At 32.4% G+C, this 17,269-nt stretch carries 13 protein-coding genes, 1 other RNA gene and 1 pseudogene; 9 read left to right on the top strand and 6 right to left on the bottom strand.

The window, feature by feature from the left end:
* Nucleotides 1-74 precede the first annotated feature (74 nt).
* On the top strand, nucleotides 75-2,036 hold the full coding sequence (gene treP / locus G314FT_RS04880; protein WP_257702333.1) for a PTS system trehalose-specific EIIBC component: 1,962 nt from the start codon (nucleotides 75-77) through the stop codon (nucleotides 2,034-2,036).
* Between the two features lie 17 nt (nucleotides 2,037-2,053).
* Entirely contained in the window at nucleotides 2,054-3,679 is a 1,626-nt protein-coding gene (gene treC, locus G314FT_RS04885; RefSeq protein WP_257702335.1) for an alpha,alpha-phosphotrehalase, read from the top strand.
* Nucleotides 3,680-3,720: 41 nt separating this feature from the next.
* Here the strand turns inward: treC and G314FT_RS04890 are convergent, their stop codons facing one another.
* Nucleotides 3,721-4,671 carry an AEC family transporter gene (locus G314FT_RS04890; protein WP_257702336.1) on the bottom strand — a complete coding sequence of 317 codons (951 nt, stop codon included), beginning with the start codon at nucleotides 4,669-4,671 and terminating at the stop codon, nucleotides 3,721-3,723.
* Between the two features lie 189 nt (nucleotides 4,672-4,860).
* Here G314FT_RS04890 and G314FT_RS04895 point away from each other — a divergent pair, with 189 nt between their 5' ends.
* Nucleotides 4,861-6,657: a heavy metal translocating P-type ATPase gene (locus tag G314FT_RS04895; protein WP_257702338.1), complete on the top strand. Its 1,797-nt coding sequence runs from the start codon at nucleotides 4,861-4,863 to the stop codon at nucleotides 6,655-6,657.
* Between the two features lie 45 nt (nucleotides 6,658-6,702).
* Here G314FT_RS04895 and G314FT_RS04900 read toward each other — a convergent pair.
* The 3 genes and pseudogenes from G314FT_RS04900 to G314FT_RS04910 form a co-directional block, all read right to left on the bottom strand.
* Nucleotides 6,703-7,452, bottom strand: a pseudogene (locus G314FT_RS04900) (PHP domain-containing protein); the annotation flags it as partial.
* Between the two features lie 76 nt (nucleotides 7,453-7,528).
* Complete coding sequence (locus G314FT_RS04905; RefSeq protein WP_257702340.1) at nucleotides 7,529-8,707, bottom strand: GGDEF domain-containing protein; 1,179 nt, start codon at nucleotides 8,705-8,707, stop codon at nucleotides 7,529-7,531.
* 11 nt (nucleotides 8,708-8,718) lie between these two features.
* Complete coding sequence (locus G314FT_RS04910) at nucleotides 8,719-10,224, bottom strand: AcpB/EbpR/MafR family transcriptional regulator (RefSeq protein ID WP_257702341.1); 1,506 nt, start codon at nucleotides 10,222-10,224, stop codon at nucleotides 8,719-8,721.
* 255 nt (nucleotides 10,225-10,479) lie between these two features.
* Between G314FT_RS04910 and G314FT_RS04915 the strand changes: the two genes are divergently transcribed.
* A complete protein-coding gene (locus G314FT_RS04915; RefSeq protein WP_257702342.1) occupies nucleotides 10,480-11,178 on the top strand; it encodes a zinc metallopeptidase in 699 nt (232 codons plus the stop codon).
* Here the strand turns inward: G314FT_RS04915 and G314FT_RS04920 are convergent.
* A complete protein-coding gene (locus tag G314FT_RS04920; protein ID WP_257702343.1) occupies nucleotides 11,175-12,035 on the bottom strand; it encodes a helix-turn-helix domain-containing protein in 861 nt (286 codons plus the stop codon). The two genes, G314FT_RS04915 and G314FT_RS04920, sit on opposite strands and share 4 nt — an antisense overlap.
* A gap of 84 nt (nucleotides 12,036-12,119) precedes the next feature.
* Between G314FT_RS04920 and tadA the strand changes: the two genes are divergently transcribed.
* Both tadA and ffs read left to right on the top strand, forming a co-directional pair.
* Nucleotides 12,120-12,650 (top strand): tRNA adenosine(34) deaminase TadA, encoded by a 531-nt coding sequence (gene tadA / locus G314FT_RS04925; RefSeq protein ID WP_257702345.1) that lies wholly within the window; start codon nucleotides 12,120-12,122, stop codon nucleotides 12,648-12,650.
* Between the two features lie 7 nt (nucleotides 12,651-12,657).
* Nucleotides 12,658-12,755, top strand: an RNA gene (ffs, locus tag G314FT_RS04930) — signal recognition particle sRNA small type.
* A gap of 80 nt (nucleotides 12,756-12,835) precedes the next feature.
* Here ffs and G314FT_RS04935 read toward each other — a convergent pair.
* On the bottom strand, nucleotides 12,836-13,258 hold the full coding sequence (locus G314FT_RS04935; protein ID WP_257702347.1) for a cupin domain-containing protein: 423 nt from the start codon (nucleotides 13,256-13,258) through the stop codon (nucleotides 12,836-12,838).
* A 277-nt stretch (nucleotides 13,259-13,535) separates the two neighbouring features.
* On the opposite strand from G314FT_RS04935, the gene fadE reads away from it, so the two are divergent.
* The 3 genes from fadE (at nucleotide 13,536) to G314FT_RS04950 (ending at nucleotide 17,259) form a co-directional block, all read left to right on the top strand.
* The gene (fadE, locus tag G314FT_RS04940; RefSeq protein ID WP_079345691.1) at nucleotides 13,536-14,738 is read left to right on the top strand and encodes an acyl-CoA dehydrogenase FadE; all 1,203 of its coding nucleotides are present in this window, start codon (nucleotides 13,536-13,538) and stop codon (nucleotides 14,736-14,738) included.
* Nucleotides 14,739-14,911: 173 nt separating this feature from the next.
* On the top strand, nucleotides 14,912-15,814 hold the full coding sequence (locus G314FT_RS04945; RefSeq protein WP_257702348.1) for a LysR family transcriptional regulator: 903 nt from the start codon (nucleotides 14,912-14,914) through the stop codon (nucleotides 15,812-15,814).
* A gap of 263 nt (nucleotides 15,815-16,077) precedes the next feature.
* Complete coding sequence (locus G314FT_RS04950; protein WP_257702350.1) at nucleotides 16,078-17,259, top strand: acetyl-CoA C-acetyltransferase; 1,182 nt, start codon at nucleotides 16,078-16,080, stop codon at nucleotides 17,257-17,259.
* Nucleotides 17,260-17,269 lie beyond the last annotated feature (10 nt).

Consider the following 17,269-nt stretch of genomic DNA (forward strand, 5'->3'; position numbering starts at 1 on the left):
GCTTTACAAAGTGGTGAGGAGGGTGTATATTTTATTTAGGATAACTTGTATGTACAAGCGAAAGGAGAAAGAAGATGGGAAAATTTAATCAAGATGCATTATTATTACTAGACTATGTTGGTGGTAAAGAAAATATTGCCGCAGTTACACATTGTGCCACACGTATGAGGTTTGTTTTAAACGATCCATCAAAAGCACAGGAAGATAAGATTGAAGATATTTCTTGTGTGAGAGGGATTTTTACAAATGCTGGACAATTCCAAGTCATTATTGGGAATGAAGTGCCAACATTTTATCAAGAATTTATGTCAGTATCAGGGATTCAAGGTGGAACAAAAGAAGAAATTAAATCAGCAGCAAAACAAAATCAAAACATGCTACAACGTGCAGTAACCGTTTTAGCAGAAATTTTTACGCCATTATTGCCAGCAATTATTGTTGGGGGATTAATTTTAGGTTTTAGAAATATTTTAGAAGCAGTACCAATGGGATTTTTGGATGGCAAAACGATTACTGAGTCATCTACTTTTTGGAATGGGGTGAATGGTTTCTTATGGTTACCAGGTGAAGCGATTTTCCATTTCTTACCAGTAGGAATTACATGGAGTATTGCTAAAAAAATGAAAGGAACTGAAATATTAGGGATTGTTTTAGGTATTACTTTAGTATCACCACAACTTTTAAATGCCTATGCAGTTAATTCAACAAGTGCAGCAGATATTGCAGCTAATTGGAGTTGGGATTTTGGTTTCTTTACAATGGATAAAATTGGGTATCAAGCACAAGTTATTCCAGCGATGTTAGCAGGTTTTATGTTAGTTTACTTAGAAAGATTTTTAAGAAAACACATACCAGAAGCTATTTCAATGATTTTTGTTCCATTCTTTGCACTATTACCGACTATTTTAGCAGCACATTTAATTTTAGGACCAATTGGTTGGAAAATAGGTTCAGCCATTTCAACAGTCGTTAATACAGGATTAACTTCTTCATTAAATTGGTTATTTGCAGCTGTGTTTGGTACATTTTATGCACCACTTGTTATTACGGGATTACATCATACAACCTTAGCAATTGATCAACAACTAGTAGCAGATTTTGGGTCAACTAATCTTTGGCCAATGATTTGTTTATCAAATATTGCTCAAGGAGCAGCTGTTTTAGCTGTTGTTTATGCTCATAGAGGAAATAAAAAAGAAGAACAAGTATCTGTTCCATCAGTTATTTCAGCTTGGTTAGGTGTAACAGAACCTGCGATGTTTGGGATTAATTTAAAATATATGTACCCATTTGTTGCGGCAATGATTGGTAGTGGAATTGCTGGTTTATTCGTGACATTATTTGGTGTTAGAGCCCTATCAATTGGAGTGGGGGGATTACCAGGTATTTTAGCGATTGTGCCAAAATATTACGGTGTATTCTTTATCGGAATGATCATCGCTGTTGCAGTCCCATTCGTCTTAACGTTGTTCTTTAGAAGAGCAGGAATATTCAACCAACTTGATAGAGTAGGAGAAGCGATTTCGCCAATAGATGAAAGTTTAAGTGGGCCGATTGCTTCTGAAGAAGTAATTAGTGAAGTCGTAACAGTTTATGCGCCATTGGTGGGAGATATGGCACCAATTACTGAATCAAAAGATCCAGTATTCTCACAAGGTACGATGGGACAAGGAGTTGTGATTGAACCAAGTGAAGGTCATGTTTATGCGCCAATGAACGGAACGATTAGTTTAGTCTTTCCAAGTAAACATGCCATTGGGATTACAGATGATCATGGAATTGACATGTTAATTCATGTGGGATTAGATACTGTCAATTTAAACGGTCAATATTTTGAAACACATGTCAAACAAGGTGATAGAGTGACTGTCGGTGATTTATTATTAGATTTTGATATTGAGGGAATTAAAGAATCAGGATTCTTAACCCAAACACAAATTGTGATTACAAATTCTGATAGTTATCAAGTAGATCCAATTATAAAAGATGGTTACGTAAATAAAGACACTAGTATTTTACAAGTAAAACCGATTTAGTAAAGGAAGTGGCATCATTGAGTTTTAAGGATAAAGTAATTTATCAAATTTATCCAAAATCATTTTATGATAAAAATGGTGATGGAGTGGGTGATTTACAAGGAATTATTGAAAAATTACCCTATCTAGAAACGTTAGGAATAGATATGATTTGGTTAAATCCTATTTATCCAAGTCCACAAAAGGATAATGGCTATGACATTTCCAATTATATTGCGATTGATCCTGTTTTTGGAACAGAAGATGATTTTAAAGAATTAGTAAAAAAAGCACGTGAACGAAATATAGAAATCATGCTTGATATGGTACTAAATCATGTTTCAATTGAGCATGAGTGGTTTAAAAAAGCAGTGAATGGAGATGCTTATTATCAAGATTTCTTTATATTAAGAAGTGAACCGACAAATTGGGAGTCAAAATTTGGTGGAAATGCGTGGTCGCGATTTGGTCAGACCGATGATTACTTTTTACACTTATATGATAAAACACAAGCTGATTTAAATTGGCGAAATCCAAATGTTAGAAAAGAATTATATAAAGTCGTTGATTTTTGGACAAATCTGGGTGTAAAAGGGTTACGATTTGATGTTATTAATGTTATTGGAAAAGATGATGTATTAAAAGATGCGACTGATATGATTGGAAAAGCTGAGTACACGGACAAACCAATTGCCCACACGTTTATTCATGAAATGAATCGTGAGACATTTGGAAAAGATCCATCAATCATTACAGTGGGCGAGATGAGTTCAACTACCATTGAAAATGGTATTTTATATACTGCCCCTGAAAGAGAAGAGTTAAGTATGATTTTTAATTTTCACCATTTGAAAGTTGATTATAAGGATGGAAAAAAATGGACTATCATGCCATATAATTTTAACGAACTAAAATCAACGCTTCATGAATGGGGAACAGGAATGAGTAAAGGCAATGGCTGGAATGCCCTGTTTTGGAATAATCATGATCAACCACGCGCTATTAATCGTTTTGTTGATTGGGAACATTATCGTGTACGTGGATCAAAAATGTTAGCGGCAGCGATTCATTTAAACCGGGGGACACCTTATGTTTATATGGGAGAAGAAATTGGTATGTTAGATCCTCAATTTGATAATTTGACTTCTTATCAAGATGTTGAAACCCATAATGCGTATACTCAGTTATTAGAAGATGGATTAAGTCATGATGAAGCCATCGAGGTTATTCAACATAAGTCTAGAGATAACTCTAGAACACCTATGCAGTGGGATAATACGGACTATGCTGGATTTAGCAAACAAGAGCCCTGGTTATCTATAGGTAAATATGATGATATTACAGTTGAAAATGAATTGAAAAATGGCAGTATCTTTTCCTTTTACCAACAACTGATTCAATTAAGGAAAGAATATCAGGTTATCTCAATGGGGAATTATGAACCATTTGAGGTTGAAAATAGTCGTATTTATGGATACATTCGTCGTTACGAAACGGATTCATTGCTTGTGCTAAATAATTTTTCTGATGCCCCAATTAACGTGACTATCCCAGATGAATTTCTTTCTGGAAATATTTTAATTAGTAATGTGGCATGTGAAACAATAGAAAAAGAGTTAGATATTCAGCCTTATCAATCTTTAGCGATATATGTACAAAAATAATAAAAACCAGTTACTTATAATAAAAGTAGCTGGTTTTTTGATTAAAAAAAGATAGATACTAACTTCATTAAGATAGGAAATGCTAAAAGATAAGCAAATAATGAATATGTTAATGAGGCATCTGTAAAACTGACATCTATTTGTTTTTCACCAGCTAGTATTGCCACAGTATTTGATACAGGAATACTAAATTGAATCAAATAAACTGCTCCCGCTATTTGGGGAAGATGAAAGAAAGTTGCTAGTAGTATGACTACTAATGGGGAAACGACAAAACGTCCTATTAAAATTCCAACAGTTTCTTTTGAAAAAGTTAAATTTTTTATTCCGGTTTCATAGATGGTTGTCCCAATATATAGCATTGCCAAGGTAGAAGTTGTTTCTCCAATATAGCCAAATAAAGAGGTAGCGATTGAAGGAATTGGAATATTAAAGTAAATAAACATACTGGCGATTAAAAAGGCGATTATTGGAGGACTGCATAATTCTTTTACTGTTCGTTTGATATCAAAAGCATTATGTTTACTCGAGGTAAGATTACTATCGTGGTTAAGTAACATCACGCCAATTGTCCAAGTAGACACGCTAGTCACAATATAAGCTAATAAAGCATAAGGTAGACCTTTATCACCATATAAGCCTAAAATAATTGGTAAACCAATAAATGCTGCACTAGGAGATGAAAAGCACAGAGTAAAGGCTCCAATTTGATGTTTAGCAATTTTTAATAGGTGAGCAATCAAATATCCGATAACAAATACTAAACTAATCGTTAATACTGGAAAAAAGGAGTCTTTGAATAATAAAAGGAGTCTTTGTTTGGTAAAATCACGAGTGATACGAAGAAATATTTCTAAAGGTAAGGCAAAATTAATAACAAAAAATGATAAGGCTGTTCCAACTTGTTTGGTAAAAATTCCCTTTTTTGATAGAAAATAACCTAATGAGATAATGATGAATAGAACGAGAATGCTTGAATAACTTGTTAACATTGCGTCACTTCCTTTTTATAGTCAGTCGTTATTGTATAAGAAAATTATCACTCAATCACTAAAAAAATAAGAAGATTCTATGGCTTTTCAACATTTAAATGATTACTTTTCTCATTTAAGTATTATTTTTATTTGATTAAAGACATTAGTGATAAAATATGATAAAAGACTAATGATAGGAGAATTAATATGACAAATTTGAGGAAGTTTTTATTAACCATTTTTGCAGGTGTCATAGCGTTGATTGCTGAATTTGTATTTCATCAGTCTATGGTATCATATTGGATTGTTATAGTTATTGGTGGTATGACAACTATTTCTATGTTTATTGGCATGATTAAAACTCTAAAATCAGGAAAATATGGTGTGGATATTTTAGCTATTACTGCTATTGTTGCTACTCTGGCCGTTGGGCAATATTGGGCAAGTTTAATGGTTTTAGTGATGTTAACTGGTGGGGATAGTTTGGAAGATTATGCAGCAGGTCAAGCTGGAAAAGAACTAAAAACACTACTTGATAATACCCCTCAAATTGCTCATAAAGTAGAAAATAATAAGTTGGTAGATTACCGTGTGGAAGAAGTTAAGGTAGGGGATGTGATTTTAGTAAAACCTGGAGAAATTGTTCCAGTAGATGGAACAATTATTGAGGGAATCTCCTCTTTTGATGAATCCTCATTGACAGGTGAGTCAAGACCCATTGAAAAAAAAGTGAATGATAGTGTAATGTCGGGTTCTGTTAATGGGGATGTGGCAATTAAATTTAAAGTGACAAAGATTGCTGCTGATAGTCAGTATCAAACGATTGTAAAATTAGTCAAAGAATCTGAAGCGAAACCAGCAAATTTTGTTCGTTTGGCTGATAGATATGCTGTTCCTTTTACAATTATTTCTTATTTAATTGGTGGTGTAGCATGGTTTATTTCAAAAGATCCTGTAAGATTTGCTCAAGTATTGGTTGTTGCGTCACCTTGTCCATTGATTTTAGCAGCACCTATAGCACTTGTAGCAGGTATGAGTCGATCAAGTCGACATGGCGTTGTAGTTAAAACAGGAACAACAATTGAAAAATTATCTGATGCGCAAAGTATTGCTTTTGATAAAACTGGAACGTTAACCGAAGGAAGTTTAGATGTTTATAGGATTACAAGTATTAAAGATACTTTATCAGATAAAGCACTTATCCAATTGGCAGCGAGTATTGAACAAGAATCAACTCATATCTTAGCACGTTCTTTAGTATTATATGCTCTATCACAAGGAATTGATTTATTGGATGTGATAGAATTAAAAGAAGTGACGGGTGAAGGTGTACAAGGGAAGATAAAGGATCAATTAGTTAAAGTGGGAAAAGCTAACTATGTAGCTGACACTATACACTCTACAACCGAGAATACGGCAGTTTATGTATCTATTGATGATAAATACGTTGGAAACATCGAATTTGAAGATATTGTTCGGTCTGAATCACAAAAAACAATTAAACGATTAAGACAATTAGGCATCAATCGTATTTTAATGATTACAGGAGATAATCTACAAACAGCAAAAAAAATTGGGGATAACGTGGGTATCACAGAAATTCATGCAAAATGTTTACCACAAGAAAAAATAGACATCGTTAAAGAATTAACGCAAACCAATTCTCCAGCTATTATGGTAGGAGATGGGATGAATGATGCACCAGCTCTTGCAATGGCAGATGTTGGAATAGCAATGGGGGCTCATGGTTCAAGTGCTGCTAGTGAAAGTGCAGATGCTGTTATTTTAAAAGATGATTTATCCAAAGTGACAGATGCGATAGACATATCCAAAAACACAATGAAAATAGCAAAGCAATCAGTGTTGATTGGTATTTTTATTTGTGTTATCTTAATGCTTATTGCTAGTTTAGGAATTATTCCGACACTAATCGGCGCCATGTTGCAAGAAGTAGTGGATACTGTGTCTATTTTATCCGCATTAAGAGCAAGAAAAGATAAATAGAAAAAACGGCAAACATTCATATGGTTCTTGAATGCTTGCCTTTTTTTATATGTTTACCATAATTAATTGTTGCTTTTGATAGACAGCTAATTCAAAGATGCCGTTTTTAATTAATAAGTTTTTCATTTCTTTAAATCCTAATTCATAATCTTCTGCAACATGGGCGTCAGATCCTAAAGTGAATAATTTTCCTCCTAAAGAGATGTATAAAGGAATCGCATATTCATAAAGCTCTTTGTTACCATACTTGATAAAACTTTTAGCATTTAGTTCAAAGGCAATATTTTTTTCTATGATGTTTTTAAAAATATTAACTAAATAAGGTTCAGCTATTAGTCTAAACGCATTAACGGATAAATTAAGTCGCCTCACACCATAATCAAAGTGTGTCAAGATATTACAAAATTTAGCTGATTTAACAGCATCTAACATTCTAGAATAGTAATCATTGCTTAAAACATCGTCATCCATATAATCAAATACTCCATTTTGGTGAATACTAAGTAAAATAACGCCGTATTCTTTGCCTTTTAGAAAATCGTTAAGTAATGTAGCTTGAGTATTGACATAACCTATTTCTATTCCTTTGAGAAGGTTGGTATGAGTGTTAAGAGACAGGCGGTTAATTTCTTCACTGTATAGGTGGTAATCAGGAATACTGTCTTTGCCATTGACACAGGGGTTCTTTAAATCTAGGTGTTCAGTTGTAACGAAAAAGTCAGGTGAGTAAGTGTTTAAATAATTTTCAAATGATTCCTCCGAGTCAAATGAATGATGAGTATGTAAATGTTGGTCCTAATAATTCATACAAAGTCCCTCTTTTAAGTTAATATAAAAGCTTTAAAATTGGAGTACCCATTTTTAAAGCTTTTTAAATATTTCGATAAGTTGTAACGAGTTGATTTTTTCCAATTTTTTTTGCTTTATAAAGCATGCTATCAGCTAATTTGAACATATCTTCAGTACTAAAATTTTTATTTTTAATACTTGTTTTTTTTATAATAGCTAAACCGCAAGATATTTCTATTGGAATCGTTAAGTTTTCATAAATACAAGGAGTTTGGTTTATTTGTATTAATTTTTTTTCGATAAACTCTTCAGGCTGAATTATAGGTGATTTAAAAATCATCGCGAATTCATCTCCTCCGATTCGACAAATTCTAGGAGATTCTAGAGATGGCTTATCTAGTGTTAATAGATTAGCAATATGAATTAAAACCTGGTCTCCAGCTAAGTGACCATGGTGATCGTTGATCTTTTTAAAATTATCAATATCTAATATGGCAACTCCACAAGTTGCTTGGTTCATAATTAAATCATGGTAAACATGATCTAAGAAAAAATAGAATGATTCTTTATTGTATAACTTTGTAAGATGGTCATAAATTGATGACGTTCGATAAACATGAATTGTTTTGGAAATTGAAATAGATGAATCAATTAACCATGCTGTAAATAAAAAGACTAATGAAAAAATCATAATGTATGATAAAACATTAATTAATACTTTAATCGACGTAGGTGGAGAAAAAAGGATACAAAATGTCCCTAATCGAATTGACAAGGCTACGACAAGAAAAATTAAAACTGATTTTTTTTGTGAAAAATGTTGTTTCTTTATGATAGTAGCTAAAATAACGAGTGAAATAGTCAGAAAAATATTATTAAAAATTTCATACATATGTGCACTTCTAAGGCTGTATTGGATTAGTTTTAAAATAATCAGTGTGCCACCGTTAAATACTCCTATTAATGTTGAACCATAATAAATAGAAAAAAAGATGGGCAAATATCTAACATCAACGCTGATTCCACCATATAAAGGAACGGGTATTTTATTTAATGAAATAAAAAAACAGAGTATGCCTACAATGATTCCTAAAAAAATTTGATGGTTTTTAGATAGCAAAAGACGACCGGTTTGATTCATAAAATCTGAGTCAACTTGATTATCCGTCAAAGATTGTCTAACGGATAGAAAATAAAGAGTCAATGCAGTACTAACGATGATAGACAAGTTGATTAAAATAGCATTAACAAAATCTAACATGTGTAAAACTCCTAGTAATAATTATTATTTAAGTAAGTAACTACTTTTTCATCTAGTTGATGAGTATTGTTAATTGCTCGTCTGATTGTCCCCCAATCTGAATTTGATGGAATATCATCAATAACAACTAGTTTATCTTGCGGTAATATTTCAGAGTCAAATGTACTAACAATAATATCGTAAGATTGAAAATATTCTTTTGGAATATCATCAATAAAAATAACAGATTGAGTATATGGTTCAATGATGGCTTTATTATCAAAGTTTTTTTGAATCATTTTAGATAAGAAGTCTGAGTGATCATGCCCTAGACTACTCATAACAAGAATTTTAGCTTTTTGTTTTTTATTTTCTAATAATGTTGGTAAATCCGTCCATTGAATCATGATTGTACAAAGCACCTCATAAAAATAATCAGTATGCCAGGGGAAGTTAGTTGATTTTTCTAATTTGATTAATTCTTGTTCAATCACGAGTGCCATGGTAGGAAATAATTTTTTGATTGCTATAGCGTTATAAAATTTTTTATTAAAAATAACATAATTTGGATAGGGATAGATTGTATGTTTTAAATAAGTATGTTTCATTGAATTCTCAATTTTATCAGATAACTGATTGGTTAGAGTGAAATCAAACACATTTCGAATATTTTTCATTAAGTGCTTAATTTCTTTTGTAACGTGTAGATATTCTTCTTCAGAATGCCAATTAATTAAATGATAATATAGTGAAAACATCAAATCGTAGATTAGTTGATCATTAATTAATAAGCCATAGTCTCTAGCAATATCAGCTAAGTCATCTGCATTGCGATTAAGTGAATGATACATCTCTTTTGTAAAGATATTTTTGTCGTATCCTTCGATAAAAAATTCTTGGCTTTGACGAGTTAGTGATATACAAAGGAGATAACTAATGAGTAGCATATCTTTCTCAGAAACATCTTCATTAAAATATTCTACAATATCTTTCACAAATTGAATGGTTTTTTTCTTATTAGAAGGAAAAGGCCACTCATTAATTTGATATGCTTCGAAAAAATAGTTTGTATAGAAAAATCGAACAAAAAACTCATCTTTTCCAATCACACGGCACGGTTTCTTTTCAAGAGTAAGTCCATATTTTTTTAATGATTTTGAAATATCCCCTGTGATCCTATATAAGGAAGACTCGCTGATAAATAGCTTTTCTCCCCATTTTTCTATACTAAGTGTGGTGTCAAAAAAAACAGATTCAATTAAACGAAAAGCTTCTGAATTTTTTAGGACATATCGATAAACGACCTCAATATGACTACTGGGTTGTGTTTGTAAACGTACCCCATTTTTTTTAGATGTTTCAATGAGTAGATGTGGGTACCAATTTTCTTTTAAATAACTCACATCATTATTTATTGTTCTTAACGAGGCATTATTACTTTTTGCCAATTCATTAGAGCTGATCCAATCAGAGACTTCATTGAGTTGTTCAAGTATGTGAAGTCGTCTCTGAGTGGGAGTATCTAGAAGTTCGCGCATAGATGTATTCCTTTCATATGAAGTTTATTTATAATAGTCACGTGGTTATTAGGATTAAAGATAACCTTACCTTATAAAGATACCTTATTTTGTATAAAAAATCTACTTAACGAAAATGCCCATGTAGAATATTAAGAATTTATTAAAACACTATTAAGTAGAGGATTTCTACTACTAAATTTCATTTAATTTATAAACGTTTTTTATAAAATCTGTTACAATGTTATTGAGACAATAATAAGGGGGTATAGAAATATGTTTTATCCATTTTTTGATAGCACCTATATATTGGTGATTATTGGTATGTTGTTATCAATGGTAGCATCTAGTTATGTTAATAGCACTTACCGAAAATTTGACAAAGTGATGAATAGAAAAGGGTACACAGCAACAGATGTTGCTCGTTTGATTTTACAAGACTCTGGTATCCATAATGTTGGTGTACAACAAATATCAGGAGACTTGACGGATAATTACAATTCAAGTACGAAAATACTTAGTTTATCACAAACTGTAGCAGATTCAAGATCAGTTGCAGCGATTGGTGTCGCCGCCCATGAATGTGGACACGCTGTTCAAGATCAAAAACATTATGCTCCATTAAAATTAAGGATTGCGATGGTTCCAGTCGTTAACTTTGGCGCTAAAATATCTATTCCATTAATTTTAATTGGTGCCATATTTTTTAGTGCCACACCAGCATTAGTGACGATAGGGTTGTGGTGTTTTGCGTTAACTTTTCTTTTTCAAGTTGTGACCTTACCAGTAGAGTTCAATGCTTCACGACGAGCATTAGCTATATTAAGTGAGAATCATATTTTAGAAGATGATGAATTAGTTATGGCTAAAAAAGTATTAACAGCTGCAGCTTTAACTTATGTCGCAGCAGCTGTAGCATCACTTTTACAAGTGTTACGTCTATTTTTATTATTTGGAAACAATAATAGAAACTAGAGCGACAGTACCCATAAGTAACACAGAGTTAGTTCAGTCATATTTTTGAGAGAAATACCTGTTTGTTCCGAAAACTTATCAAGTTTATATTGTAAAGTATTTCGATGAGTATAGAGCTTCTTGGCGCTGGAGGTAATATTACCTTTTTCATTCCATAATGTTTTAATCATTAGAATAGTATCTTTATCAAAAATAGTCGATGGGTATAATTTAGTCATTAAGGGACTTTCCTTAATGGCTTTTTTTGTTAGGTATTCTAATGCGACATCTTCAAAAATGAAAACATCATTTGGATGATAATTATAAACAAATTTATTAAAAATTATTTTTTCTTCTTTAAAACAGGTAATGAATTCTGGAGAAATCTGATAAAATTGACCAATAAAAGCTGTTGTTTGTATCAAAAATTCACTTTCCAAAGTTAGAAGCATAGCTTTAATATCTTGAACAGAATAGGAAACAGAGGTTCGTTTTTCAATTAAAATAGCGGACGTTTCATCAATAAAAAATGAATCAACGATAGAATCAAACAGTTTTGAAAAATGAGTAAGCCAAGATTTTTTATTAACTGAATCTTTTCTTATTTTAATCTGAATGATACGATAATAGTCAGGTGAAGTAGGTATTTCAGCTTGATTAAATAAATAATCATACCAAAGATGACCGCCAATTTTTTTTGTTAAAGGTTGTTTGATTAATAGTTCAGTTAGTAGGGTTTCTTCCCTAGGTGAGATGTCTTGTTTTGAAATGTAAAAGAATTCATTATTAATAGGAATTATCAACTCAGTTGATTCATTGTGATACGCTGAGTTGAAATAACCATTAGGAAAAAGAGTTTGAAGTAGTTGTTTATTCAAATTAAATCATCCTTTATTTTATGTTAAAGTTATTCTAACATAAAACCAAAGCTTAAAATCATCTTTTCATAGAGGGGTTAAAAAATGTTAGAGAAGTTAAATAAATTATCAGAACAAGAAAAAAAATATTATATGAATGAAGCATTATTAGAGGCTCAAAAAGCTAATATGATGGGGGAAGTTCCTATTGGGGCAGTAGTTATTTTAGATGGAAAAATCATAGGGCGTGGACATAATGTACGTGAATTTTCACAAGATGCTACAACACATGCCGAAATGATTGCCATAAGAGAAGCAAACAGACAAGTGGAGAGCTGGCGATTAGAAAAAGCTCACTTGTTTGTCACTCTTGAACCTTGCCCAATGTGTAGCGGAGCAATTCTTTTATCAAGGATAGAAAACGTTTATTTTGGAGCGATGGATCCAAAAGGTGGCACAGTAGGTTCTTTGATGAATTTATTGCAAGATAGTCGCTTTAATCATGAGTGTTACGTCGAACAAGGGATTTTAGAAGAGGAATGTAGTGCAATATTAACCCATTTTTTTAAAGAAATAAGAAAAAGAAAGAAAGAAGCAAAAAAGACTAGTAATCTATTAAAAAATGTTGTACAATAATACATGCCGTTATGGCTAGGACAATGGTGGACCGATGAAGCGTGTCAGATCTGGAAGGAAGCAGCACTAAGTTGGTGCCACCATGTGTCTGATTTTATATAGGTGCTAAGCCTATTTTTTTTGCCTAAAATTAATATAAAAAAATTGCCACAACGAGTTAATCGCTGTGGCATTTGTTATATTATTTAGTCTTCATTAGGGTCATCAATAGCATCTTGATGAGTTGGATGAATGGTTCCAGGTAAATGATCTGGACCAGCGTATAAAGTATAAAGTTTTAATGGTTTATCACCAATGTTTTCAACATTATGCCACATATCTGCCGGAACAAAAATGGCATCATCATCAGAAACTTTTTTAACAAATGTTAAATTATCTTCAGCATCTCCCATTTTACATAACCCTTTTCCTTCTTCAATACGTAAAAATTGATCAATACCATGGTGGACTTCTAAACCAATATCATCCCCAGGTTGAATGGACATTAAAGTCATTTGCATTTTTTTGCCTGTCCATACAGTTGTACGGTAATTGTCATTTGCTAAGGTCCATTCTTCAACGTTTTCTACTACTGGTTTTTGTCCTCTGTCTGTAAAATCAAAACTCATGATCTATTCCTCCAATGCTATTTTATATGTCTATCATAACATAAAATAATTCGTTTACAAGTAATTATTGTTATTTGATAATTATTATAATCTAAAAAAAAGCAACTTTTATCATATAATAAAGAGAAAAAAACCAAATAATGTAAGGGTTTTATAAAAGTATTAATAAAACTAATAGTTTACATAATTTTTGTTAAGTAGCAATGTTCGTGAAAACGGATTATTATTTGGTTGTAAGCAGGAAATAACAAAAAATAAATTTTTGGAGGAACACAACATGTCATATTTAGAAGAATTGAAAGAGTTTTATCCGTTAGATTTGTATGCCTTTTCAAGAGGGCTAACTGAAGGTGAATTCACTGTTCTTAAAAATTTACGAAAAGTTCTAGAAGAAAAAGTAAAACCAGTTGTTAATGAGCACTGGGAAAAAGCTGAATTCCCATTTGAAGCATTTGGTGAAATTGCTAAAGTTGGTGTAATGAACAGTCCATTATTATTTGAAGGACGCGAAGGAAAACGTAAACCAAGTGAATTATATAATGCCTTTTTATATTTAGAACTTGCTAAATTAGACGCTTCAATCGCAACATTCTATACAGTTCATGGTGGATTATGCTACAACACAATCTTAATGGGTGGTAGTGAAGAACAAATTGCTCATTACGCACCAAAAGTGGCGTCATTTGAATGGCAAGGATGTTTTGGTTTAACTGAACCAGATCATGGATCAGATATTGCTGGTGGACTTGCAACAACTGCTGAGAAAAAAGGCGACAAATGGGTTATCAACGGAGAAAAACGTTGGATTGGTGGAGCAAACACTGCTGATATCTTACCAATTTTTGCTCGTGATACAGCTGATAATAAAATTAAGTGTTTCATCGTACCTGGTGGTTCAAAAGGACTTAGAGTTGATGTTATCCAAAATAAAGTAGCGTTAAGAGAAGTTCAAAACGGACATATCTACTTAGATAACGTTGAAGTTGATGACAGCACTCGTTTAGAAAATGTTAATGGATTTAAAGATGTTGCTCGTATTTTACGTGCAACACGTGCGGACATCGCTCATTTAGCAATGGGTATGACTTATGGTTCATTAGAAGCTGCACTTAAATATGTTAAAGAGCGTGACCAATTTGGTAAAAAAGTTTCTTCATTCCAATTAGTTCAAGAAAAATTAGCTCGTATGGAAGCAAACGTTGTCGCAACATTAGCTTACTCTGCACAATTAGCTAACTTACAAGAACAAGGTGAATTCTTAGAAGAAAACTCTGCATTAGCTAAAATGCATAATGCTTTAAGAATGAGAGAAACAGTTGCTTTAGGTCGTGAAGTATGTGGTGGTAACGGAATTACATTAGAAACTGACGTAGCTCGTTTCTTCGCTGATGGTGAAGCAATTTACTCTTACGAAGGAACTCACGAAATCAACGCCCTAATCGTTGGCCGTTACTTAACAGGACAAGGTGCTTTCGTTTAATTTTTAATTATCAATTTTCCAATTATCAATAAACTTTTGAATTAAATAAGAGTATAAGCTGCTAAATTAGTCATGGATTTAGCAGCTTTTTTTGTTGAATAAACGCTTTTATGTTGATATTTTTAAAGCGTGTGAGTATTCTTAAAGTAAAGAAAATAAAAGGGGTTAACAGAATGGATATTCAACAGTTGTATTATTTTATGAATATTGTCGAGTGTGGTTGTAATTTATCTTTAGCAGCAAAAAAAATTCATATTACACAATCTGCGTTGAGTCAGTTGATTATAAATTTTGAAGCCAATGAGGAATTGGTTTTGTTTTATCGAAAAAACGGTCGTTTAGATTCTCTTACACCAAGTGGAGAGAAATTATATGCTTACGCTCAACAAATTACTAAGTTACATGAGCAAATGAATGATATGGTAAGAAAAGAAGCAGCAAAACAAAAAGGCACCATCCGAATAGGATTACCTTCATTAATATTACGAATCTTTTTTTCATCGTTTTTCCCAAAATTTACTTTGGCCAACCCGGACATTCAAATTGAAATCATTGAAGGTGGGAGTAATCAATTAAGAAAAATGCTATTTCAAAATGATTTAGATTATGCAATATTAATTGAACCGACTAGTTTAGATCCTAAAGCATTTGAAGAACATGTCATTCAAATTGATGAAATGACGGCGTTTGTGTATCATGATCATCCGCTTGCTTATAAAAAAATGTTGAATTGGGAAGATTTAGAACCTTATCCGATAGGGACTTTCAATGAGAGTTTTACCACAAATGAATTGGTTAGAAATAAATTAGCAGAAATAAAAAGTAAAGCAAAAATTATGTTTCAATCCTCTTCATGGGACTATTTAGTTGAAGCAACTCAAGAATCTAAAATTGTTACAATTCTACCTTCTCCAATTGAGAGAACAATGGATAAAACGTTGTTTAAAGAGATTCCATTTAAGGACCCAATTCCGTTTAATGTATTACTTTGTAGACCAATAAAAGCGACTTATTCTGAAGTTGAAAGTAAAGTATATGAATCCATTCTTAGTTACTTTTATCAACCAATGATTTAATTTTGTAGAAACATGACTCTTTTTGATTCATGTTTTTTTTATTAAAATAAAAAATTATCAAATGTTAAAAGAAAATTATACTTATTATGCTAATATTTAGTGAAAGATCCCATAAAAACCATGTTTAATAAGGTTTTTAAAGTCTATTAGTTTAACTAATAGTATAAATTATATTTACTTGTTAGATTTTTGTTATGTTTCGATATAAAATAATAAGTGTAAATGAAGCGCTTTATTAATTGGCGCTATAGGAGGAAATATAAGTGAAAGAAGTAGTAATCGTATCAGCAAGAAGAAGTCCAATTGGAAGTTTTGGTGGAAGCCTAAAAAACATGAACGCAGTTGAATTAGGTAAAAAAGTTCTAGAAGCATCACTTAAAGATATTAACCTGGATCCATCATTAGTTGATGAAGTTATTTTAGGAAATGTTTTATCTGGTGGGTTAGGTCAAAACGTTTCTCGTCAAGTAGCGATTAATGCTGGCATTCCTCAAGAAAAATCGGCTTTTACAATTAATAAAGTTTGTGGATCTGGACTAAAAACAGTGGTTCTTGCAGCACAATCTATTATGTTAGGTGATAACGAGATTGTTGTTGCTGGTGGGACTGAAAGTATGAGTCAAGCACCTTACGTTTTAGAAAGTGAACGTTGGGGTAAACGTATGGGAGATGCTAAAGTAATCGATACAATGTTATCAGATGGTTTAGTCGATGCTTTCCACGGAATCCACATGGGAATCACAGCAGAAAACATTGCAGAAAAATTTGGTTTCACAAGAGAACAACAAGATGAATTTGCTGCAAAAAGCCAAAACAAAGCTGAAGCAGCCGTAACATCAGGTCGTTTCAAAGAAGAAATCGTTGAAATCGAAATTCCACAACGTAAAGGTGAACCAGTCATCTTTAAAGATGATGAATTCCCACGTTTTGGTTCAACAGCAGAAAAATTATCAAAATTACGTCCAGCATTCAAAAAAGATGGCACTGTTACAGCAGGAAACGCATCTGGCGTGAATGATGGTGCAGCAATTTTAGTTTTAATGTCTCGTGAAAAAGCGGATGAATTAGGATTAGAAGTATTAGCATCAATTGAATCATACGCTTCAGCTGGTGTAGACCCAACTATCATGGGAACAGGTCCAATTCCTGCAACTAAAAAAGCATTAGAAAAAGCTGGTTTAACAGTGGAAGATTTAGATTTAGTGGAATCAAATGAAGCATTCGCCTCTCAAGCTATGAGCGTTATGCAAGAATTAGGATTAAATGAAGACATTACAAACGTTAATGGTGGCGCAATTGCTCTAGGACATCCAATCGGAGCAAGTGGTGCACGTATCTTAGTATCATTACTACATGAAATGAAAAAACGTGATGCGAAAAATGGATTAGCAACCCTATGTATCGGTGGCGGACAAGGTATCGCTTTAGTTGTTAAGCGTGGTTAATTAAGTGAAG

The organism is Vagococcus luciliae, from assembly GCF_024637875.1.
In the GTDB taxonomy this organism is placed as follows: Bacteria; Bacillota; Bacilli; order Lactobacillales; family Vagococcaceae; genus Vagococcus; species Vagococcus luciliae.

What these genes read in the sequence shown, in the direction of transcription:
- G314FT_RS04935 (WP_257702347.1), bottom strand. Translation starts at nt 13,258, where the DNA reads ATGAGTTTTGATTTTACAGACAGAGGACAAAAACCAGTAGTAGAAAAC.
- G314FT_RS04915 (WP_257702342.1), top strand. Translation starts at nt 10,480, where the DNA reads ATGTTTTATCCATTTTTTGATAGCACCTATATATTGGTGATTATTGGT.
- G314FT_RS04945 (WP_257702348.1), top strand. Translation starts at nt 14,912, where the DNA reads ATGGATATTCAACAGTTGTATTATTTTATGAATATTGTCGAGTGTGGT.
- G314FT_RS04890 (WP_257702336.1), bottom strand. Translation starts at nt 4,671, where the DNA reads ATGTTAACAAGTTATTCAAGCATTCTCGTTCTATTCATCATTATCTCA.
- G314FT_RS04895 (WP_257702338.1), top strand. Translation starts at nt 4,861, where the DNA reads ATGACAAATTTGAGGAAGTTTTTATTAACCATTTTTGCAGGTGTCATA.
- G314FT_RS04905 (WP_257702340.1), bottom strand. Translation starts at nt 8,707, where the DNA reads ATGTTAGATTTTGTTAATGCTATTTTAATCAACTTGTCTATCATCGTT.
- fadE (WP_079345691.1), top strand. Translation starts at nt 13,536, where the DNA reads ATGTCATATTTAGAAGAATTGAAAGAGTTTTATCCGTTAGATTTGTAT.
- tadA (WP_257702345.1), top strand. Translation starts at nt 12,120, where the DNA reads ATGTTAGAGAAGTTAAATAAATTATCAGAACAAGAAAAAAAATATTAT.
- treP (WP_257702333.1), top strand. Translation starts at nt 75, where the DNA reads ATGGGAAAATTTAATCAAGATGCATTATTATTACTAGACTATGTTGGT.
- G314FT_RS04910 (WP_257702341.1), bottom strand. Translation starts at nt 10,224, where the DNA reads ATGCGCGAACTTCTAGATACTCCCACTCAGAGACGACTTCACATACTT.